The organism is Streptomyces durmitorensis, assembly GCF_023498005.1.
GTDB classification, from domain to species: Bacteria; Actinomycetota; Actinomycetes; order Streptomycetales; family Streptomycetaceae; genus Streptomyces; species Streptomyces durmitorensis.
This window is the reverse complement of sequence record NZ_CP097289.1, coordinates 6,695,674-6,715,971: the sequence shown is the minus strand read 5'-3', so window position 1 is coordinate 6,715,971 and position 20,298 is coordinate 6,695,674. Positions and strand designations below refer to the sequence as shown.

Genomic DNA, 20,298 nt, shown 5'->3' with positions numbered 1-20,298 from the left:
GCGCCAGACGTCAAGCGTCAGGCGTCGGACGGGACCGAGGCGCGCAGGTCCTTCTCCAGGAGGGTCACGCCGTACGTGCTCCCGTCCGCCGCCACCTTCCCCGGCAGCTCCCCCACCACCGTGTAGCCCGCCGCCTCGTAGTACTCCCGCAGCCGCGGGTTGGACGACACGCAGTCCAGGCGGCAGCGGTCACGGCCCGCCTCCGCGATGCGCCGTTCCGCGCGCGCCAGCATCGCGCGGCCCGTTCCCGCCGGGGCGCCGCGTCGCGTCATCAGGCGGTGCACATAGCCCGCGACGGGCGGCTGTTCGCCCCAGGCGGGCTCGTCCGACCACCACACCTCGTACGCCCCGGTGACCATCTCGCCGTCGTAGGCGAGCCAGACCTCGTCCGAGGCGATGCGCCCGCGGAAGTGCTCCGGGCCCTTCTCGCCCGGCTTCCACTGCTCGATCCCCCGGTCCCGCATCCAGTGCGCGGCGCCGTCGTAGAGGGCGACGAGGGTGGGGATGTCCTCTTCGCCGGCCAGGCGGTGGGTCAACTGCTCTGCTCCTGCGGGACAAGGCCGATCAGGCGGGTGATCAGCTCGGTGAACGGGCCTTCCGGCGGCTCCTCGGCGAGGATGCGGCGCAGGATCCCCGCCATCTCCTCGTCGTACGCGGCGCTCACCGCGGCGAGCGCCGCGAAGTCGTGCACCAGCTGCAGTTCGAGTTCGGCGCGCGGGATGCGGCGGCCGTCGAGCCAGATGAGCGCGGTGGACTCGGCGAGCGAGATCCAGGAGCGGACCACCAGTTCGAGCCTGGCGGGCGGGTCGGTGATGCCCAGGTGCGCGAGGATCTGGATGTACGCCGCCTGCCGCACGGAGTCGATCATCGCGTTGGTGGTGGACGAGCCGACGGCGGGGCCGCCGCGCATCAGCGCGGAGAAGCCGGGGCCGTGGCCGTCCACGAAGTCCAGGAAGCGGCCCATCACGCGCAGCAGGCGAACCCCGAGGGGGCCTTCCATCGGTTCCACGAAGCGGTCGGCCAGATCGTCGGCCGCCCGCTGCAACGCCGCTTCGTACAGGCTGAGTTTGCCCGGGAAGTAGTGGTAGACCAGCGGTCGCGAGATGCCCGCGGCCGCCGCTATCTCGTCGATGGACACGTCGTCGGGCGAGCGGTGGCTGAACAGGTCGAGCGCGACCCCGATCAACTGCTGCCGCCGCTCTTCGACACCCATTCTGCGGCGCACCCCGGTAGTCATGCGAACACCTTACCGAGCAGATCCGGCCGCCCAAGGGGTCGGTCCGCCCGAACTGTTCACATCTCTCGCCACATGTCTCACATGTCGAGGACGATTCGCCCGCCGCTCGCCCTCGACACACAGATCAGCATCGAGTCGGCGCGCTCGGCGTCCGTGAGCAGTTCGTCCCGGTGGTCGATCTCCCCTTCCAGAACCCGCTGTTGGCAGGTCCCGCAGAATCCCTGCTCGCAGGAGTACGCGGTGTTGGGCAGCTCGGCGCGCACCGCGGACAGGACCGTGGTGTCGGCGGCCACGGAGAGGGTCCGTCCGCTGCGGCGCAGTTCCACCTCGAAGGAGGCGTTGCCGTCCACGGAGGTGTGGGGCGTGAAGCGCTCCAGGTGGAGGTCGGCGCCCTCGGGCAGCGTCGCCGCCACGGCTTCCATCAGGCCCTCGGGGCCGCAGACGTGGACCGCGGTGGAGGGCGCCAGGTCCGCGAGGAAGGCGGCGAGGTCCGGGCGGCCTCCCTCGTCCTCCGCGACGACCGTGAGCCGTCCCGCGGTCGTGCCCGCCAGCTTCTCCACGTCCTCCAGGAAGGGCATCGAGGCGCGGGAGCGTCCCCCGTAAAGGAGCCGCCACTCATGGCCCCTGGCCTCGACCGCCCGCAGCATGGGCAGGATCGGCGTGATGCCGATGCCGCCCGCCACGAAGACGTACGCATCGGCGTCGGCCAGCGGGAAGCGGTTGCGCGGGCCGCGCACCTCGACCTCCGTGCCTTCCTGGAGCTGCTCGTGCACCTCGCGCGAACCGCCGCGGCCGCCCTGCTCCTCGCCGATCAGACGGGTCGCGACGGTGTACGAGGAGGTGTCCTCCGGGTCGCCGCACAGTGAGTACTGGCGGACGAGGCCCGACGGCAGGACCAGGTCCAGGTGGGCGCCAGGCTCCCAGGCGGGCAAGTGGTCGCCCTCCAGGCGCAGTTGTACGACGCCGTCGGCGACCGTCTCGTGCCGGGTGACGAGCAGCCGAAGGGCGCGCGAGCGCGGGCGGCCCGAGACCGGTTCCTCCAGGGCGGGCAGCGGCCACAGCGGGGACGCGTCGATGCGGCGCCGCATGGCCCGCTTGGCGAGCAGGGCAGCGCCCGTGACGAGCAGGACGGTGCGGATGCGAGGCATGTCAGTGCGCTCCCTTCGGCAGCGATTCCGTCGCGGCCTCGGCCGCGGTGGCGGCGGGGGACGAGGCGAGGTAGGCGACGGCCTGTGCGGTGCTGCCCTCGTGGGAGGGGTGGTAGGCGCGGCTCAGATAGCGGGGGATGGAGCGGATCATGTCCGGGGTCGTGGGCAGCGTGCCCTTCTTGCCGCCCTGGTAGAAGTCCTTGAACGACGCCTTGCCGCCGATGAGCGTCGGGTCGTTCTCCATGAAGAAGCGCGCGCCGCGCTGCCAGAGGAAGACCAGGGCGGAGAAGGCCGTGGCCCAGGTGCGGGCGCGGCGGCGGTAGCTGCCGTCGACGTGCATGAAGAGCTCGAAGGCGACGGAGCGGTGCTCGACCTCCTCCGCGCCGTGCCAGCGCAGCAGGTCGAGCATGGTCGGGTCGGCGCCCCTGCGGTCCAGCTCGTCGGCGTTCAGGACCCAGTTGCCGAGGAAGGCGGTGTAGTGCTCGATGGCGGCGATCATCGCGACGCGCTCCATCAGCCACCACTTGCGGGCCTTGCCGGGCGGCAGCGTCCGGTCGCCGAGCATCTTCTCGAAGAGCCAGTCGACCTGGGCGGTGTAGGGCGTGGGGTCCAGGCCCTGCTCCTTGAGGTGCGGAAGGACCTCGTCGTGGGCCTGTGCGTGCATGGCCTCCTGGCCGATGAAGCCGATCACGTCCTCGCGCAGCCGGTCGTCACGGATGTACGGCAGGACCTGCTTGTACACGTGGACGAACCAGCGTTCGCCCGCTGGGAGAAGCAGGTGCAGCACGTTGATCGTGTGTGTGGCGAAGGGGTCGCCCGGCACCCAGTGCAGCGGGGTGTCCTCCCAGGAGAAGGAGACTTTGCGTGCCTTGAGCGGTATGTGCTCGGACGCGACGGGCTTCGGCTCCCGGCTCTGCGTATTAGACATGGCGTCAATGTACTGACGGGTAGGCCCGTGGGTACAGGTCCATGCGGCGGTTTCTTTCAGCCCGTCCCGCGCGGCGCCTCAGCCCGTCCTGCGCAGCGCGAGCAGCGCGATGTCGTCCTCCCGCTCGTGCCCGAAGCAGGCCAGGAGCGTGTCGCACAGGGCGGCGACGCCCAGCGGCGCGCCCGCGGCCGCGAGGCGCAACTGCTCCATCGACACCGCGAGATCCGTGCCCCGCGTCTCGATGAGCCCGTCCGTCACCATCAGCAGGCGCTCGCTCCGCGCGAGGACCACCTCGCTCGGCGGCGGCCGGTCGAGTCCGAGCCCGAGACCCAGGAGCGGCCCCTTCGCCTCGACGTACACGGCAGCGCCCTCGTCCCGCACCACCAGCGGCGGGATGTGGCCCGCGTTGGCGATCCGGGTGTGTCCGGTGGCCGGGTCGACCAGACTCAGGCACATCGTGGCCGTCACGCCCGGGTGGTAGTGCTGCAGCATCCGGTCCAGGCGCCACGCGAGCACTCCGGGGTCGGGGTCCTCGACGCAGTACGCGCGCAGCGCGTGCCGGATCTCGACCATCACGGTGGCCGCTTCGAGCGAGTGCCCCACCACGTCACCGATGCCGGTCAGGACACCGGCGGGCGTGGACAGCGCCGCGTAGAAGTCCCCGCCGATCTCCGCCTGGCGCGACGCCGGTTCATAGCGGACGACGACGTCCGTGCCGGGCAGCTCCGGCAACTGCGCGGGCAGGAAGCTGCGTTGGAGGGTCAGCGCGACATGGCGCTCCTCCTCGTACATGAGGAGCGGCTCCGCGGCCAGTGCGGTGGCGTGGGCGAGCCGCTCGACGAGGTGCCCCGTCTCACCGGCCGGCTCCTGCTGGTACGCGGGCGTCGCGAGGCACACCAGCGTGCGCCCCTGGCTCAGCCGGGCCAGGGCGAGCCCGGCGTCCTCCGGCGTCCCGTCGCCCCAGTGCGCCGCGGATCCCACCGGGCGGAAGAACCCCGGCGGCCACAGCGGAGCCGGCACGACCGAGTACCGCACGCCCGTACGCCCCGACATGACACGCTGCATCAGCCGGGACACCGCCTCGTGCGCCCCGGCGTCCGGCAGCGATTCGGCGGCTCTGCGCCGGGAGAAGCCCAGGTGGAGCTCTCCGTCCTCGCCGAGCACGAACACCGTCGCGGGGACGCCGGTCAGCCGCGCCGTGCCCACGGCCGCCGCCTCGGCCAGCTCACCCAGGCAGCGCGCGGACTGCACGTCCAGGATCGTCCCGGCGAGCAACGCCAGGCGCCCGACCCGGAGTTGGGCATCACTGCGGCAGCGACCCCCGCGCGCGGCGGCCCGTACGACCGCCTGGATCTCCTCCGGTTCGGCGGGCACCGTCAGATAGGACTCGCCCCCGGCGTCGAGCCCCCGGCACCGGTCGGCGGGCGGGCGGGCCGCCGCCGAGAAGTGGACGACGGGCAGCGCCGCTATGGGCGGCAACTGCTTCATGCGGCGGCAGAGTTCATAGCCGCTCATGTCGGGCAGGCCGACGTCGACGAGGGCCACGTCCGGCAGGTCCCCCGCCCGCATCCGCACGTCGAGTTCGATCAGGGCCTCGCCCGCGCTCGCGGCGAGCAGGACGCGGTGTCCGTCCCTGCGCAGGACCGCGCTCAGCGCGTACCTGCTTGCGGGCACGTCGTCGACCACCAGGACCGTGCTGACCGTGCTCACTGCCTTGCCCTTGACGCTCACGCGGGACAGCCCCTCACCGCGGGACGAGGCAGGCCGACTCGTGCCTGCCCCAACAAGTTAGCGCCCCGCCGCACCCCCGGGGAGAAGACGGCGACAGCTCGACCCGGAACGGTACAGCTCCTCGAACTCGACCCGTCCACACGCCGCTTGACAGTAGAATCTCCGGCTTCGGCCTGTACGGCACCCGGCGCGCACGAGACCCCCCGCGCCTGTGTGACCTGCTGCTTCCAGACTCCAGGGGTGGCGTTGAGGACGACGAGGAGAGCGCGGGGCCGCAGCGCGAAGGCCCCGGCGCCCGCGCACACCCCGTCGGCGAGCGGAACGGCGTCCGTCACCCCTCGCCCGCCGTACGGAGGCCGGGGGCGGGGCCGGTCGCACGAATCCTCAGCAGTTCGCCGTACGCGGCCGACGTACCCTCGGTCGCTGTCGGGGCGCGCGGAGGACGCCCCTCGTGACCTTCGCCTTCCGTGCGGCGTTCACCGGAGTGCCGCACACCCCCCGTACTCCTGAGGGACTCATGACCCAGCACGTCACCGCCGCCCTTCCCGCCGACGCCCCGTCCGACGACTCCGCGCGCCGCGAGTGGTGGCGCGACGCCGTCATCTACCAGATCTATCCGCGCAGCTTCGCCGACGGCGACGGCGACGGCATGGGCGATCTGCCGGGCGCCACGGCCCGCCTCCCCCACCTGAAGCGGCTCGGCGTGGACGCCGTCTGGCTCTCCCCCTTCTACGCGTCCCCGCAGGCCGACGCCGGGTACGACGTGGCCGACTACCGCGCGGTGGATCCCGTGTTCGGCACCCTGCCCGACGCCGACGACCTCGTACGGAAAGCGCACGCGCTCGGACTGCGGGTGATCGTCGACGTGGTGCCCAACCACTGCTCGGACCAGCACGAGTGGTTCAAGCGGGCGCTGCGCGAGGGCAAGGGGTCGGCGCTGCGGGGACGCTTCCACTTCCGGCCGGGCAAGGGCGAGGACGGTGAACTGCCGCCCAACGACTGGGAGTCCGTCTTCGGCGGCCCGGCCTGGACGCGGGTGCCGGACGGCGAGTGGTACCTCCACCTCTTCGCGCCCGAGCAGCCCGACTTCAACTGGGAACACCCGGCGGTGCACGACGAGTTCCGCTCGATCCTGCGCTTCTGGCTCGACCTCGGCATCGACGGCTTCCGCATCGACGTGGCCCACGGCCTGGTCAAGGCGGCGGGCCTGCCCGACATCGGCCACGGGGAGCAGGTGAAGCTGCTCGGCAAGCAGGCCGTCCCCTACTTCGACCAGGACGGCGTGCACGAGATCTACCGCAGCTGGCGGCGGATCCTCGACGAGTACCCGGGCGAGCGGATCGCCGTCGCCGAGGCCTGGACGCCGACCGTGGAGCGCAGCGCGCGGTACCTGCGCGGGGACGAGCTGCATCAGGCCTTCAACTTCGAGTATCTGACGACCGGTTGGGACGCGGCCGAGCTGCGCGCCGTCATCGACCGCTCCCTCGACGCGATGAACGCCGTGCGGGCGCCCGCCACCTGGGTGCTCTCCAACCACGACGTGGTGCGCCACTCCACCCGCTTGGCCGACGGCGACGCGGCGCGCGGTCTGCGCCGGGCGAAGGCGGCCACGCTCCTGATGCTGGCGCTGCCCGGCTCGGCGTACATCTACCAGGGCGAGGAGCTCGGCCTGCCCGAGGTGACCGACCTTCCGGACGAGGTGCGCCAGGACCCGGCGTTCTTCCGCAGCACGGGGCAGGACGGGAGGCGGGACGGGTGCCGGGTGCCGCTGCCGTGGTCGGGGCGGCGGGCGCCGTTCGGCTTCGGCCCGGCCGAGGGCGGCCCGAGCTGGCTGCCGCAGCCCGCCGACTGGCAGGAGCTCACGGTCGAGGCCCAGGACGGCGACCCCACGTCGGCCCTGGAGTTCTACCGCGGCGCGCTCGCCGTACGCCGCGCACACCCGGCCCTCGGCGCGGGACGCGACGTGGAGTGGCTCGACTCACCCAAGGGCGTGCTGTCCTTCCGCCGCACGACCCCGCGGGGCTCGGTCGTCTGCACGGTGAACATCGGCTCCGCACCCGTCACGATCCCCACCCCCGGCACCGGCACCGTGCTCCTGTCGAGCGCGGAGACGGCGCCCGGCGCCGACACGACGATCCTCCCGGCAGATTCAACGGTCTGGTGGGCAGCCTGAGATGTGACCGGTACAGTCCAATCCTGTGACCGCGCGACTGGCCGACATCGCAGCGCAGGCGGGGGTCAGCGAGGCGACGGTCAGCCGGGTGCTCAACGGCAAGCCCGGCGTCGCCGGTGCCACCCGCCAGTCCGTGCTTGCCGCACTCGACGTGCTCGGCTACGAGCGCCCGGTGCGGCTGCGCCAGCGCAGCGCGGGTCTGGTCGGGCTGATCACGCCGGAGCTGGAGAACCCGATCTTCCCCGCGCTCGCCCAGGTCATCGGGCAGGCCCTGACCCGCCAGGGGTATACGCCGGTCCTCGCGACGCAGACGCCGGGCGGCTCCACGGAGGACGAGCTCACGGAGATGCTCGTGGACCGCGGGGTCTCCGGCATCATCTTCGTCTCGGGCCTGCACGCGGACACCTCCGCCGACATGCAGCGCTACGAACAGCTGCGCGCGCAAGGCGTGCCGTTCGTCCTGGTCGACGGGTTCTCCCCCAAGGTGCAGGCGCCCTTCATCTCGCCGGACGACCGGGCGGCGATGCGCCTGGCGGTGACCCATCTCGTCTCCCTGGGTCATACACGGATCGGACTCGCCCTGGGCCCCAAGCGGTTCGTGCCCGTGCAGCGGAAGATCGAGGGCTTCGTACGCACGGTGCAGGACCTGCTCGCCCTGACCCCCGAGGAGATCGAGTCGGATCTGGTCCAGCATTCGCTGTACACGCTGGAGGGCGGGCAGGCGGCGGCGTCCGCGCTGATGGACCGCGGCTGCACGGCCGTGGTGTGCGCGAGCGACATGATGGCCCTGGGGGCGATACGGACGGCGAGGCAGCGTGGATTCGAGGTCCCCGACGACATCTCGGTGGTGGGATTCGACGACTCCCCGCTGATCGCGTTCACCGATCCGCCCCTGACCACGGTGCGCAAGCCCGTACCGGCCATGGGGCAGGCGGCGGTGCGTACACTCCTTGAGGAGATCGGCGGCACGCCCGCCCCGCACAGCGAATTCGTGTTCATGCCGGAGCTGGTCGTTCGGGGTTCAACTGCTTCTTCCCCTCGGGGACGCGCTCGTCCGTAAGGCGTAGAGAATGCGACCTGAACCAGACCTTGGGATGATCGGGCGGAGGGTCGGTATCTGGCAGACTCTGCGCCTATGGGTGAGATGACTGTGACGACACTGGAAGGCCAGCAGCGGCCCACCACATCACCCATCGCGGGCGAGCAAGAAGACCGCAATGGGCGGTTCCTGCGCCGTCTTCGCACGCCCCGACGCCCTCGGCTCTGGTTCGAGATCCTGCTGATCGCGGTGAGTTACTGGACGTACTCCCTGATCCGCAACGCGGTGCCGGAACAGAAGTCGCAGGCCCTGCGCAACGCCGACTGGATCTGGCGGGTGGAGGAGCACCTGGGGATCGCCGTGGAGCAGAGCGTCAACCACGCGGTGAACTCGGTGACATGGCTCATCGTCGGCATGAACTACTACTACGCGACGCTGCACTTCGTGGTGACGCTCGGTGTCCTGGTCTGGCTCTTCCGCAAGCACCCGGGTCGTTATGCGGCGACACGCATGGTGCTCTTCGCGACGACAGCGGTGGCCCTGCTCGGCTACTACCTGTATCCGCTGGCGCCCCCGCGCCTGATGAACGGCCACGACTTCATCGACACGGTCCTCGTCCACCAGACCTGGGGCTCCATGGCCTCCGGCGACCTCAAGCACATGTCGAACCAGTACGCGGCGATGCCGTCGATGCACATCGGCTGGTCCCTGTGGTGCGGCCTGACGATCTTCGCGCTGGCCTCGGTGCCGTGGGTGAAGGTGCTCGGCCTGCTCTACCCGACGGCGACCCTGATCGTGATCGTGGCCACCGCCAACCACTTCTGGCTCGACGCGGTGGGCGGCCTGATCTGCCTGGCGTTCGGGTTCGCGGTGGCGCGCCTCTGGTACGGCGCGATGCCGTACCGGATGCCTCAGGAGGTGGCGGTGCAGGAGGAGCGGGCTCCGCTCCTGTCGGCCAGGTTCAGGGCCCGGTTCAAGGCCCGGTCCAAGGCCTGAGCGGAGCCCTGCCCCACCCGGTCACCGGTGACGGTGCGTGACGCGTCCCCCGGACACGGTCAGCAGGACAGGCGCCTGCGCCACCTCGTCGGCGGGCGCCTGGACGGGGTCGAGCCCGAAGGCCGTGAGATCGGCCCGGAAGCCGGGAGCGATCCGCCCCGCGACCTCCCCCTCGCCCGCCGCGACCGCGGCGTGGGAGGTGACCCCCTCCAGAGCCATGAGCCCGGTGAGGCCGGCCGCCGCCGAGGCCGCTCCACGGGGCGTACGCGCGGTCGCGAGCACCTGACGTGCGTCGTAGTGCGCGATGGGCCAGTCGGAGCCCAGGGCGACGACAGCGCCCGCGTCCCGCAGGTCCCGGGTCCGCCACGCCCGCGCGGCCCGCTCGTCCCCCAGCCGCTTGGACCACTCGTCGGTGTGGTCGGCGCGTGTGTACGCGGTGTGCGGCGGCTGCATCGAGGCGATCACCCCGAGCTCCGCGAAGCGCGGGATCGTGTCGTCCGGGACGGTCTCGATGTGCTCGATCCGGTGCGTGAGGCGCCCGCCGGGGCCGAGCGACGCGACGGTGTCGAGCACGTGCCGCACGGCGGCGTCCCCGATGGCGTGGGTCGCCGTCCGCACCCCGGCCGCGTGCAGGTGCCGCACGGCGTTCGCGTAGGCCTGAGGGTCCGGCCAGAAGGCGTCGGTCCCCTGCCCGTGGCAGTCCGCGTGCTCCAGCCAGGCGGTGCCGCCCTCGACGGTCCCGTCCATGAAGAACTTGGCACCGCCGACGCGCCAGTGCCTGCCGCGCTCGGCCTGCAACGCGACCAGCTCGTCGAGCCCGTCCTTGTCGACGCCGGGCATGCACCAGGGGGCGAGCCGCAGCCGCAGGGGGAGGTGCGTTTCCTGCTCGACCGCCGCGAGCAGTCCGGGTACGTCGTCGCCTCCGAGGTCCATGACATGGGCGCCGGTCAGGCCGGTGGCCGCCATCGCGGAGAGCAGCTCGACCAGGCGGGTGCGGCGCTCGGCGTGGGAGGGGCGGGGCAGGACGTCGTTCAGGAGGTCCATCGCGGCGTGCTCGACGAGGTGGCCGGTGGGGCGCCCTTCGTCGTCGCAGACGACGGTGGCGCGCTGGGCGAAGGCACGGGGGCCTTCGACACCCGCCGCGCGCAGGGCCGCGCCGCTGGCCAGGGCGGAGTGGCCGTCGTAGAGGCGGATGAAGGCGGGCGCGCCGTCGAGGGCGTCCTCGACGAGCGCCCGGTCGACGGGCCGCCCGCCGAAGGCGTTGTGGTCGAGCCCCCAGGCGATGACCCATCCATCGACGCGGGCCGCTGTGCGCAGGGCGGCGCGGAGCTCTTCGAGATCGGCCACGGCCGAGAGGTCGAGGCCGGTGGCCATCTCCAACCCCCAGACCGGGTGGCTGTGGGAGTCGACGAGACCTGGGGTGAGGGTGGCTCCGCCGAGGTCGATCTGCTCGGTGCGGGGGCCTTTCCAGTCGCGTACGTCTGCCTCGTGGCCCACTGCCGCGATGTGTCCGTCGCGGACGGCGAGGGCGGTGGCTTGGGGGTTGGTGGGGTCGAGGGTGTGGATGTGGGCGCCGGTGAGGATGAGGTCGGCGGGGGGCAAGGGGGCTCCGTTCAGGTAGGTGGTGGTTCGGTCAAAGCAGCTTCTTTCCCCAACCCCGCCCCTTCCCGAAAACTCGCTGGCGCGGGGGCCTTGGCTGCCCTTGTCACCGGCTTCGCCGAGTTCGTCCTCAAACGCCGGACGGGCTGATCTTTCAGCCCGGCCGGCGTCTGAGGCCATCTTGTCGGGGTCTGGGGCGGAGCCCCAGTCAGGCCCTCGCGCCCAGCGAGTTTTCGGGAAGGGGCGGGGTTGGGGAAAAGAAAGAAGGTCAGCCCGGCGGCTCCGCGGCGAAGCCCTCGTACACCTCCGGACGGCTGCGGCGCAGCCGCATCGCGAGGGCCAGGCCCAGGACGAACACCGCGGGGGCGACCCCGACCAGGATCGTGTTCACGAAGGGGCTCGCCCCGGTGAAGACGTCGATGTGCGTGGCGACCAGGACAAGCGCCGCGCTCAGCAGCACCGTCGCCACCCCCGGCGCCACCACCGTCCGCAGCACACCCTCCCCATGGCTGATCCGCCGGAAGTAGAAGGGAACAGCGATCGCCGCGATCAGCTGAAGCGCCAACAGGCCGATCATCCCGGGGGTGTTGACCCACAGCAGCAGCTGCGCGTAGGGATCCGCGCCCGCCGCGGCGAAGGCGACGACCACCACCGCCCCGAGAACCGTCTGCGCCGCCCCCGCCAGGTAGGGAGACCGATGCTTCCCGTGCACCCTGCCGAGGGCCTTCGGCAGCACCCCTTCCTCCGAGAGCCCGAGCGCGTACCGGTTGATCGCGTTGTGGAAGGCCAGCAGCGACGCCAGCACGCTCGTCACGATCAGCACGTGCATCAAGTCGGCGGCCCAGCCGCCCACATAGGTGGTGATGGCCGAGAAGAAGAGGCCCGCCGGGTCCGAGCCCGCGGCCTTCACCACCGCATCGTCGCCGAAGGCCTGGATCACCGTCCAGACGACGAAGGCGTAGAAGAGTCCGAGGAACGCCACCGCGATGTACGTCGCGCGCGGCACCGTCCGGTCCGGATTCCGCGCCTCACGGCGGTAGATGACGGTCGACTCGAATCCGGTGAACGCCGCGAAGGCGAACGCGAGCACGGCGGCCGTGCCGGGGACGAGGACGTGTCCCGGGGCGAAGCCGTCCAGGCTCAGGCCCTCCCCCGACCCTCCCTTGATCAGGACGCCACCCGCGAGCAGCACCAGGATCCCGGTCTCTGCGACGAGCAGCACACCGAGCAGCTTCGCGCCGAAGTCGATCGAGCGGTATCCGGCGTACCAGATGAGCAGCAGCCCGGCGAGCGACACCGGAAGCCAGGGGATGTCCGCGCCGAACAGGGCGTGGGCGGTGTCCTGCGTGGCGGTGCCCAGGAGTCCGTAGACGCCGATCTCCATGCCGTTGTAGCCCAGCATGGCGAGCAGCGCGGCGGCGATGCCGGCGGGGCGGCCGAGGCCGCGCGTGATGTACGCGTAGAAGGCGCCGCCACTGCGGACGTGGCGGCTCATCGCGGTGAAACCGACGGCGAAGACGGCGAGCGTGATCCCGGCGAGCAGGTAGCCGACGGGTGCGCCGATGCCGCCCAGGGAGATGGCGATGGGGGCGACGCCCGCCATGACGGTGAGCGGGGCGGCGGCCGAGACGACGAAGAAGGCGATGTCGGCGGTGCCGAGTGAGCCACTGCGGAGCGTGGGACCGGCCTCGGCGGCCGGGCCCTGGGTGGTTGTGGACATGCGGGGAGAAGCCCTTCGACGACAGGCGGGGCAAGGGCTTCCGACGGCGGGGACCGGCCGCAGGAAGCCATAAACCTAAAGGCTTTCGGTTTGCGCAATGTAACCTCTCGTTGGGCTTACGGGAAGAGATCGCGAGGAGATCGAAGACATGGGACGGCCGCGCACCCCCCTGCTCGACAGGGACCGCATCACTACGACCGCGCTCGCCCTCATCGACGAGAAGGGCGACTTCAGCGTCCCGCAGATCGCCAAGCGCCTCGGCGCGCAGACCGGCTCCGTCTACCACCACGTGGACGGCCGCGACGGCATCGTGGAGCTGCTCCGCGAGCGGGTGAGCGAGGCGATCGACACCAGCACCCTCGACCCGCGACGCCCCTGGGACGCATCCCTGTCCGGCTGGGCCCGCTCCTACCGTGCCGCCTTCGCGGCCCACCCCAAGGTCATCCCGCTCCTCATGACCTCACCGGTGCGCGCCCCGCGCGTACTTGAGCAGTACGAGTGCGCGGTGACGCTGCTCATCGACGCGGGGTTCGCGCTCACGGACGTCATGCCGGTGATCATCGCCCTGGAGAACCTGGTGCTCGGCTCCGCGCTCGACCTGGCCGCGCCCGAGGCCATGTGGGAGCTGCCGGACGAGACGTCGACGCCCGCGCTCGCACGGGCCCTTGACGCGGCGCCACGGGGGCGCGCCGACCGCGCCTTCGAGCTGGCGCTCGCGGGGTTCCTGGCGCACGCGCGGACCATGCTCTAGAACCGCTGCGGGGCTGCGGCGGGGGCTTCTCTGCGGAGCCCACGGCCTTCTACGCCCCGTAGAACCGCTCCTCCATCACGGCCCGCGCCCTGCGCGTGACCCGTCGGTAGTCGTCCAGCATGTCCCCGACGTGCCCGGGGTCGTAGCCCAAGTAGCGCCCCACCGCGGCCAGTTCGCGGCCGTCCGACGGGAACGTGTCGCCCGCCCGGCCCCGCACCAGCATCACCGCGTTGCGCACCCGCGCGGCGAGGACCCACGCCTCGTCCAGGATCGCCGCGTCCTCGGTCGGGATCAGCTCGGCCGCACAGGCCGCCGCGAGGGCCTCCCGGGTGCGGGTGGTGCGCAGGCCCGGCTCGACCCAGCCGTGGCTCAACTGCATGAGCTGGACGGTCCATTCGACGTCCGAGAGACCGCCGCGGCCCAGCTTGGTGTGGAGGGTGGGGTCGGCGCCGCGCGGCATGCGTTCGGCCTCCATGCGGGCCTTCAGACGGCGGATCTCGCGGACCGCGTCCTCGCCGAGGCCCTCCGCCGGATAGCGCAACGGGTCGATCAGGTCGATGAAGGCGCGGCCCAACTCGGCGTCACCGGCGACCGGTTCGGCACGCAGCAGCGCCTGGGACTCCCAGACCAGTGACCAGCGGCGGTAGTAGGCCTCGTACGAGGCGAGGGTCCGCACCAGTGGTCCGCTCTTGCCCTCCGGGCGCAGATCCGCGTCGATCAGCAACGGCGGGTCGCTGCTGGGGAGTTGCAGGAGCCGGCGCATCTCCGAGACGACCTGGGCCGCCGCCTTCGCGGCCTCGTGGTCGCCCACGCCCTCGCGCGGCTCGTGGACGAAGAGGACGTCGGCGTCCGAGCCGTAGCTCAGTTCGTGGCCGCCGAAGCGGCCCATGCCGATCACGGAGAACCGCACCGGCAGCGTGTCGCCCCAGCCTTCGCGGACCACCGCGCGCAGCGTCCCCGCGATCGTCGCCGCCGTCAGGTCGGAGACCGCGCTGCCCACCCGGTCCAGGAGGGCGCCGGGATCCTCGGCGGCGGGGCTCTCCTCCGTGCCGTACGAGCCGATGATGTCGGCCGCCGTCGTGCGGAACAGCTCGCGGCGGCGGACGCCGCGCGCCGCGGTCACCGCCTTCTCGGCGCCGTCCGCGCGGCCCACCGCGGCCAGGACCTCCTGCTCCAGGTGCGCGTGGTCGCGCGGGTCCAGGCCACGCTGGTCGCCGAGCAGGGCCACCGCTTCGGGGGCGCGCAGGAGGAGGTCGGGGGCCAGGCGGCCCGCGGACAGGACGCGGGCCAGGTTCTCGGCCGCCGCGCCCTCGTCGCGCAGGAGCCTCAGATACCAGGGGGTCTTGCCCAGCGCGTCGGACACCTTGCGGAAGTTCAGGAGGCCCGCGTCGGGGTCCGCCGAGTCCGCGAACCAGCCGAGGAGCACGGGGAGCAGGGTGCGCTGGATCGCCGCCTTGCGGGTGACGCCCGACGCGAGCGCCTCCAGGTGGCGCAGGGCGGCCGCGGGGTCGTGGTAGCCGAGGGCCACCAGACGTTCGCGGGCCGCGTCCGTGCTCAACCGGGTCTCGACGGGGGCGAGTTGGGCCACGGCGTCCAGGAGCGGGCGGTAGAAGAGCTTCTCGTGCAGACGGCGCACGACCGAGGTGTGCCGCTTCCACGCGCGGTTCAGCTCGGTGATCGGCTCCGTGCGCATGCCCAGGGAGCGGCCGATGCGCCGCAGGTCCGCGTCGTCCTCCGGGATCAGATGGGTGCGCCGCATCTTGAAGAGCTGGATGCGGTGCTCCAGGGAGCGCAGGAAGCGGTAGGCGTCGTCGAGCTGGACGGCGTCCACGCGCCCCACGTACCCGCCGGCCGCGAGCGCCTCCAGGGCCGCCAGGGTCGAGCCGCTGCGGATCGACGTGTCGCCGCGGCCGTGCACCAACTGCAGGAGCTGTACGGCGAATTCGACGTCCCGCAGGCCGCCGGGGCCCAGCTTCAGCTCGCGGTCGACCTCGCCCGCCGGGATGTTCTCCACGACCCGGCGGCGCATCTTCTGCACGTCGGGAACGAAGTTGTCGCGCTCGGCCGCGTGCCAGACCAGGGGCGCGAGCGTGCTGACGTACTCCTCGCCGAGAGCCAGGTCCCCGGCCACCGGGCGGGCCTTGAGCAGCGCCTGGAACTCCCAGGTCTTGGCCCAGCGCTGGTAGTAGGCGAGGTGGCTGCTGAGGGTGCGCACCAGCGGGCCGTTGCGGCCTTCCGGGCGGAGGTTGGCGTCGACCGGCCAGATGGTGCCCTCGACCGTGGTCTCCGAGCAGATCCGCATCATGTGCGAGGCGAGGCGGGTGGCGGCCTGGATGGCCTTGCCCTCGTCGGCGGCGTCCGTGCCGCCTGTGCCCTCTGCGGGTTCACCGACGAAGATGACGTCGACGTCCGACACGTAATTCAGCTCGTGGCCACCGCACTTGCCCATCGCGATGACCGCGAGTCTGCACCGCGCGGCGTCGTCGGGGGCGGCGGCCTCGGCCATGGCGAGCGCGGCACGCAGGGTCGCCGTCGCCAGGTCAGCGAGCTCGGCCGCGGCCTCGGCCACGTCCGTCGTGCCGCAGACGTCACGGGCCGCTATGGCGAGCAGGCAGCGGCGGTAGGAGACGCGGAGCGAGACCGGGTCGGTGGCGTCGGCGAGGCCGCGCTCGAACTCCTCGACGCCGGGGTGCAGGTCGGCCAGCTCGTACGTGACCAGGGCCCGCCAGTCGCGGGGGTGCCGGGCCAGGTGGTCGGCGAGCGCCTCGGAGGCGCCGAGCACCCCGAGCAGCCGGTCACGCAGCGGCTTGGCGCTGACCAGGGTGTCCAGCAGCTCCCGGCGGCCGGTGTCGTCGGGCTGCCCCTCGACCAGGCGTACGAGGCCGAGGAGGGCCAGGTCGGGGTCGGCGGCGGCGCCCAGGGCGTCGAGCAGCACCGGGTCGGTCCGCACCGCGGACAGTTCGGGAGCCCCGAGCAGCCGCTCAGCGGCGGACGGATCGGTGAAGCCATGCCGCAGCAGCCGCGTGAACGTACTGCTTCTGCGCCCTTGCGGCACCGTCATCCCCGCGCCTCCATTCGATCACTCCTGGCCCGAGCCTACGGCCTGACCGATGAGTTCTGCCCGCGTGCGGAGTCCGTACTTGGACGGAAGCATTAGGTGACGGCGTCAGGAGACGGAACATGCCGAGCAAGGAACCCCGTGCGGAACTGGACACCCGGTACAGCAGCGCGGGGGCAGCCGCGACCCCCTGGTCCGACGCCGTGCGGCAGCTCAAGGCGGCCGAGCTCTTCTGGATCTCGTCCGTGCGCCCCGACGGGCGCCCGCACGTCACACCGCTGCCCGCGGTCTGGCTGGACGGCGCGCTGCACTTCTGCACGGGCCCCGAGGAGCGCAAGGCACGGAACGTGGCGGCCAACCCCGAGGTCGTGCTGACCACGGGCGTCAACCTCTGGGACAAGGGTTACGACCTGGTCGTCGAGGGCTCCGCGGTCCGGATCACCGAGGAGGACAGGCTGCGGCGCCTGGCGGCGGCGTGGGAGGAGAAGTACGGCAGCTTCTGGCACTACGAGGTGCAGGACGGCTGCTTCCACCACGGTCCGGGCCACGCGTACGTCTTCGAGGTGGCCCCTCGTACCGCCTTCGGCTTCGGCAAGGGCGAGCCGTTCAGCCAGACGCGCTGGCGCTTCGCGTGAGGCGGCCGAAGGGCCGGTGCCTGCCGCACGCGCAGGAGGCTTCAACTCCACTTTCCGGAGCCCTCGGACGGGGTGTGGCGGAGCGCTGACAGGGCCCCCTCGCCCTGATGTACTCGGCCCATGGAATACACACTCGAGGTGATCCCGCTCCCCGTCAGCGACGTCGACCGGGCCATGGAGTTCTACCGCGACAAGCTCGGCTTCCACGTGGACATCGACCAGGAGGTCATGCCGGGCATGCGCATCGTCCAGCTGACCCCGCCGGGGTCCGGCTGTTCCATCGCCCTGGCCGACACCCTCTGGGACACGATGGACGGCCCCACCCCGGCCCCCGGCTCCTACCAGGGCCTCCAGCTGTGCGTCGCCGACGCGAAGGCCGCGCACGCGGAGCTGACCGCGCGCGGCCTGGAGATCTCGGAGCCGGTGGCGCATGCGCCGCAGGACGGCGGCACGTTCATGTACTTCAAGGACCCGGACGGCAATGGCTGGGCCATCCAGGAGTATCGCGTCCGCGGGACGACTCCTCTGCGGGCGGCGATCGTCAGCGCCCCGTAGGGGCGCGGGGAACTGCGCGCCCAGCGCGCGAAAAGCCGCAGACGCGTTTGCCGAGTTGCTCGGCAGATGCGTCTGCGGCTTTTTCGTGGTTGCTCGCGCAGTTCCCCGCGCCCCTAGCGGCAGCTTTACAGCACCGGCAGGTTCTTCCTCAGCTCGAACGCCGTGACCTCGCTGCGGTACTCCTCCCACTCCTGCTTCTTGTTCCGGAGGAACTGACCTGCTCTCATGACGGCCTCCGACAACACAAGCCGGCCCCCCGAAGAGCAGGGATTTCACAGTCATCGTTGGTCGTTGTCGGCCACTGCGGGCCGCCTTTTGACGGCCCACAGACGGCCCGGCTCACGAAGCTCGGCTGACTACATCGAGCAAGGCCTCGGCGAGTGCCCCGTGCTGCGCGTATTCGTCGGTGGGCCCAGGCGGCGGGCACAACGCCTCTCGGGGCCAAGCGCGCCGAGTTCGAGGCAGGGGCTCTCTGCCGAGATCGAGCTACCGGGCGAGCTGCAGCCTGACCGGGGTGTTCGGGCAGCGCGTCGAGTTCTCGGCGAGGGCAGCCTCCTCACTCGGGTCGATGGCAAGCTTCCAACGGGTCTTGATAGCAACCCATTGGGCGTACTCGCACCGGTTGCCTTCGGCCGGCGGCATCCAGGTTGAGGGGATCGGACTTGCTGCGGTTGGACTTCGCCGTGACGGCGATCAACGCCCGTTCGTCGCCGCGGTCGTTGGCGTACTCCTGCCGCCATGCCGCAGTCCATTCCTTGGCGCCGGAATCCCAGGCTTCGGCCAGCGGGATCCGGTGATCAATGTCGAGCCCGGACGGCCCGTCGATGTACTGGTCGTCGTACTCGGAGTACCAACGCCCCCCGGTGAGCTTGCGCTTCGCTCCCCGCTCGGGGTCGGTGAGTGCTTCGGCGAGCAGGACTTCGTGCCGGGTGGAACAGCCGTCCTTGTCGGCGTCGACCCAGTGCTTGAAGCTCTCACGTTGGTAGCCGCTGCGGCCCTCGCCCTTGATCGTGAGGGCCTTCAGTGCGGTATGGAGTGGCTGGGTGATGGTCTCCCCAGCCACGGGTGCGGTGGGGGCGGCGTGGGCTGTGGCCTGGAGGGGGAGGGTGAGAGTGGTGGCGAGCAGGATGGCTGTGCGGGCGATGGCGGGCACGGGGCTCCTCGAAGACCGCGAACTGGTCGTGATCTTCGTAGCGAGCTGGCGTGGGTCGACGTGCCGTGTATGCGTTCGCGTCACCCGCGCGAGCGGTGAGTCGGATCGGCGCTGAGCCGAGCTTAAGATCCGTTCGTGGCAGACATCACTGATGAGTTGATCAAGCTGAAACGGTCCGCCGAGGAGGCAGCAGGCCTCGCGGGCCTCGACGGCGAGGAGTACGCGGCGCAGTGGCGCCACTGAGCTGAGGCGGCCGAGGCGTTCCAAGCGGCCGTGACGGCGCACGCAGAGGCGACCGGGCAGCCGCGGCATGAGGTGGGGATGGCCGTGAAGCGGACGGTTCGGCATCCGCAGCTCGACGCTGGCGCCGTCTAACCGTGCCTAGCCTTCCCGTCCGGGGCAAAACGTCTTGATGGCCGCCTGCATGACCCTCTCGGCCTCCTCCTGGTCGAGGGACGGGTCTTGGCCCTGTAGCTCGGCGACAGCAAGGTAGGAGAGCTCCGAATTGAACGCGTCGCTGTTCTTACACACGGAGCGACCGAGCTGGATCAGGCCCTTGTCGGTCTTCGTTGACAGCACGTCCTGCTGCTCCAGGACGTCGAGAAAGTCCTGGTTCTCCTGCTGCTGCGGTGATGTGGGCTCACTGTCGCCGCCGCAGGCGGTAGTGGTCCCGCCAGCTAGTAGCACCAAGGCGCCTACCCCCAGTCCGAACGGTCTGAGAGCCATGGCGAGCTTCCTTCGTCGTGTGTGCCGAAGCGCTGGTCAGGCCATCATCTGCCCCGTGCGGGCGCGGCGCGCGCTGGGTGACGAGGCACGCCATGTGGGTCTAGCGGCTCGACGGAGCGATCACAGAGGCAGAGCGACGCGAAGCCGAGCGGACCCGCGGCAATCAGCGCGAACCACCGGCCCCGGACTGGCTGATCGAGAAGGGCATCGGTGAAGGCAACGTGGTGTACGTCCACTGCGGCGGATGCTGGAGTAGCCGTTAGCGCATCGACGCCATCATGCGCGAGCAGGCCCGACAGGAGCTCGCGGCCGGCACTGACGCGCGCCCGCATGCCGACCTGACGGCAGAATCCCTGGGCCGTCATGCTTGCGTCCTGGTTGGCCGTCCACTGCGATCAGCTCTGCCGCAACGGCCGGGAAGCGGTCACGGAGGGATTGCCCGCAGGCTGCTTCTTCCAGACCTCCTGCGACGCTACTCGTCGGCATGTTGAGCAGCCTCGCCCGCCCGCTTTCGTTCGGTCCACCACGCGACCGCGCCGCCGATGACCGCATAGGTTGCACTCCCAGAGCACTGTGCAGCCACTGCCAGGGCTGAGGGAACCTCGATCGACTGAGGCGGGTTCAACAGCCCGTATCTCCGCGAAGACTGCTGGGTGGGTCTCACACAGCATGCAGCGTATTGCCACGTCTCCCCCCTAGTTCACGAACTAGGGACTCATGCTACTGAGCCCATTCCGGCTGAATTCCAAGGCTGAATAGGGGGTACGGTGCGGCGAAACACTTCAACGACAAAGAGTGGAATTCTGCTCTCGCACACGCCCTGCGGACAAGGAGGCCCCAGAACTACGG

At 71.2% G+C, this 20,298-nt stretch carries 17 protein-coding genes and 1 pseudogene; 6 read left to right on the top strand and 12 right to left on the bottom strand.

The window, feature by feature from the left end; all coding sequences use genetic code 11:
- Positions 1-17 precede the first annotated feature (17 nt).
- From M4V62_RS29925 to M4V62_RS29905, 5 genes are all read right to left on the bottom strand, one after another.
- Complete coding sequence (locus tag M4V62_RS29925) at positions 18-536, bottom strand: GNAT family N-acetyltransferase (protein ID WP_249590289.1); 519 nt, start codon at positions 534-536, stop codon at positions 18-20.
- The gene (locus M4V62_RS29920; protein WP_249590288.1) at positions 533-1,237 is read right to left on the bottom strand and encodes a TetR/AcrR family transcriptional regulator; all 705 of its coding nucleotides are present in this window, start codon (positions 1,235-1,237) and stop codon (positions 533-535) included. Before M4V62_RS29920 ends, M4V62_RS29925 begins: the two co-directional genes overlap by 4 nt.
- 77 nt (positions 1,238-1,314) lie before the next feature.
- A complete protein-coding gene (locus tag M4V62_RS29915) occupies positions 1,315-2,385 on the bottom strand; it encodes a PDR/VanB family oxidoreductase (protein ID WP_249590287.1) in 1,071 nt (356 codons plus the stop codon).
- A 1-nt stretch (position 2,386) separates the two neighbouring features.
- Positions 2,387-3,313, bottom strand: coding sequence for a metal-dependent hydrolase (locus M4V62_RS29910; RefSeq protein ID WP_249590286.1), 927 nt, complete (start codon positions 3,311-3,313; stop codon positions 2,387-2,389).
- Positions 3,314-3,391: 78 nt separating this feature from the next.
- Positions 3,392-5,044: a fused response regulator/phosphatase gene (locus M4V62_RS29905; RefSeq protein WP_249590285.1), complete on the bottom strand. Its 1,653-nt coding sequence runs from the start codon at positions 5,042-5,044 to the stop codon at positions 3,392-3,394.
- 517 nt (positions 5,045-5,561) lie between these two features.
- Between M4V62_RS29905 and M4V62_RS29900 the strand changes: the two genes are divergently transcribed.
- The 3 genes from M4V62_RS29900 (at position 5,562) to M4V62_RS29890 (ending at position 9,252) form a co-directional block, all read left to right on the top strand.
- Positions 5,562-7,217: a glycoside hydrolase family 13 protein gene (locus M4V62_RS29900; protein ID WP_249593076.1), complete on the top strand. Its 1,656-nt coding sequence runs from the start codon at positions 5,562-5,564 to the stop codon at positions 7,215-7,217.
- A 25-nt stretch (positions 7,218-7,242) separates the two neighbouring features.
- Positions 7,243-8,277, top strand: coding sequence for a LacI family DNA-binding transcriptional regulator (locus M4V62_RS29895; RefSeq protein WP_249590284.1), 1,035 nt, complete (start codon positions 7,243-7,245; stop codon positions 8,275-8,277).
- A 75-nt stretch (positions 8,278-8,352) separates the two neighbouring features.
- Complete coding sequence (locus tag M4V62_RS29890) at positions 8,353-9,252, top strand: phosphatase PAP2 family protein (protein WP_249590283.1); 900 nt, start codon at positions 8,353-8,355, stop codon at positions 9,250-9,252.
- 21 nt (positions 9,253-9,273) lie between these two features.
- Here M4V62_RS29890 and M4V62_RS29885 read toward each other — a convergent pair whose 3' ends face one another.
- Positions 9,274-10,854 (bottom strand): amidohydrolase, encoded by a 1,581-nt coding sequence (locus M4V62_RS29885; RefSeq protein WP_249590282.1) that lies wholly within the window; start codon positions 10,852-10,854, stop codon positions 9,274-9,276.
- 265 nt (positions 10,855-11,119) lie between these two features.
- Positions 11,120-12,571, bottom strand: a complete 1,452-nt coding sequence (locus tag M4V62_RS29880; protein ID WP_249590281.1) for an APC family permease — start codon at positions 12,569-12,571, stop codon at positions 11,120-11,122.
- 148 nt (positions 12,572-12,719) lie between these two features.
- Between M4V62_RS29880 and M4V62_RS29875 the strand changes: the two genes are divergently transcribed.
- Complete coding sequence (locus M4V62_RS29875) at positions 12,720-13,322, top strand: TetR/AcrR family transcriptional regulator (protein WP_249590280.1); 603 nt, start codon at positions 12,720-12,722, stop codon at positions 13,320-13,322.
- A 49-nt stretch (positions 13,323-13,371) separates the two neighbouring features.
- Here M4V62_RS29875 and M4V62_RS29870 read toward each other — a convergent pair whose 3' ends face one another.
- A complete protein-coding gene (locus M4V62_RS29870) occupies positions 13,372-16,383 on the bottom strand; it encodes a bifunctional [glutamine synthetase] adenylyltransferase/[glutamine synthetase]-adenylyl-L-tyrosine phosphorylase (RefSeq protein ID WP_249590279.1) in 3,012 nt (1,003 codons plus the stop codon).
- Between the two features lie 119 nt (positions 16,384-16,502).
- Here M4V62_RS29870 and M4V62_RS29865 point away from each other — a divergent pair, with 119 nt between their 5' ends.
- Together M4V62_RS29865 and M4V62_RS29860 are read left to right on the top strand one after the other, a co-directional pair.
- The gene (locus tag M4V62_RS29865) at positions 16,503-17,015 is read left to right on the top strand and encodes a pyridoxamine 5'-phosphate oxidase family protein (protein WP_249590278.1); all 513 of its coding nucleotides are present in this window, start codon (positions 16,503-16,505) and stop codon (positions 17,013-17,015) included.
- A 120-nt stretch (positions 17,016-17,135) separates the two neighbouring features.
- On the top strand, positions 17,136-17,570 hold the full coding sequence (locus M4V62_RS29860; protein WP_249590277.1) for a VOC family protein: 435 nt from the start codon (positions 17,136-17,138) through the stop codon (positions 17,568-17,570).
- A 125-nt stretch (positions 17,571-17,695) separates the two neighbouring features.
- On the opposite strand, the pseudogene M4V62_RS29855 reads toward M4V62_RS29860, so the two are convergent.
- The 4 genes and pseudogenes from M4V62_RS29855 to M4V62_RS43965 all read right to left on the bottom strand — a co-directional run.
- Positions 17,696-17,782, bottom strand: a pseudogene (locus M4V62_RS29855) (glutamine synthetase); the annotation flags it as partial.
- A 344-nt stretch (positions 17,783-18,126) separates the two neighbouring features.
- Positions 18,127-18,723, bottom strand: coding sequence for a DUF1524 domain-containing protein (locus tag M4V62_RS29850; RefSeq protein ID WP_344646297.1), 597 nt, complete (start codon positions 18,721-18,723; stop codon positions 18,127-18,129).
- 381 nt (positions 18,724-19,104) lie between these two features.
- Entirely contained in the window at positions 19,105-19,449 is a 345-nt protein-coding gene (locus M4V62_RS29845; protein WP_249590275.1) for a DUF732 domain-containing protein, read from the bottom strand.
- Between the two features lie 395 nt (positions 19,450-19,844).
- Positions 19,845-20,120: a zinc-ribbon domain-containing protein gene (locus M4V62_RS43965; RefSeq protein WP_425574983.1), complete on the bottom strand. Its 276-nt coding sequence runs from the start codon at positions 20,118-20,120 to the stop codon at positions 19,845-19,847.
- Positions 20,121-20,298 lie beyond the last annotated feature (178 nt).

Excerpts from the sequence above, each read along its gene's own strand:
- M4V62_RS29900 (WP_249593076.1), top strand. The coding sequence starts at position 5,562 with ATGACCCAGCACGTCACCGCCGCCCTTCCCGCCGACGCCCCGTCCGAC.
- M4V62_RS29880 (WP_249590281.1), bottom strand. The coding sequence starts at position 12,571 with ATGTCCACAACCACCCAGGGCCCGGCCGCCGAGGCCGGTCCCACGCTC.
- M4V62_RS29845 (WP_249590275.1), bottom strand. The coding sequence starts at position 19,449 with ATGGCTCTCAGACCGTTCGGACTGGGGGTAGGCGCCTTGGTGCTACTA.
- M4V62_RS29870 (WP_249590279.1), bottom strand. The coding sequence starts at position 16,383 with ATGACGGTGCCGCAAGGGCGCAGAAGCAGTACGTTCACGCGGCTGCTG.
- M4V62_RS29875 (WP_249590280.1), top strand. The coding sequence starts at position 12,720 with ATGGGACGGCCGCGCACCCCCCTGCTCGACAGGGACCGCATCACTACG.
- M4V62_RS29910 (WP_249590286.1), bottom strand. The coding sequence starts at position 3,313 with ATGTCTAATACGCAGAGCCGGGAGCCGAAGCCCGTCGCGTCCGAGCAC.
- M4V62_RS29860 (WP_249590277.1), top strand. The coding sequence starts at position 17,136 with ATGGAATACACACTCGAGGTGATCCCGCTCCCCGTCAGCGACGTCGAC.
- M4V62_RS29865 (WP_249590278.1), top strand. The coding sequence starts at position 16,503 with ATGCCGAGCAAGGAACCCCGTGCGGAACTGGACACCCGGTACAGCAGC.
- M4V62_RS29890 (WP_249590283.1), top strand. The coding sequence starts at position 8,353 with ATGGGTGAGATGACTGTGACGACACTGGAAGGCCAGCAGCGGCCCACC.
- M4V62_RS29920 (WP_249590288.1), bottom strand. The coding sequence starts at position 1,237 with ATGACTACCGGGGTGCGCCGCAGAATGGGTGTCGAAGAGCGGCGGCAG.
- M4V62_RS29915 (WP_249590287.1), bottom strand. The coding sequence starts at position 2,385 with ATGCCTCGCATCCGCACCGTCCTGCTCGTCACGGGCGCTGCCCTGCTC.
- M4V62_RS43965 (WP_425574983.1), bottom strand. The coding sequence starts at position 20,120 with ATGCTGTGTGAGACCCACCCAGCAGTCTTCGCGGAGATACGGGCTGTT.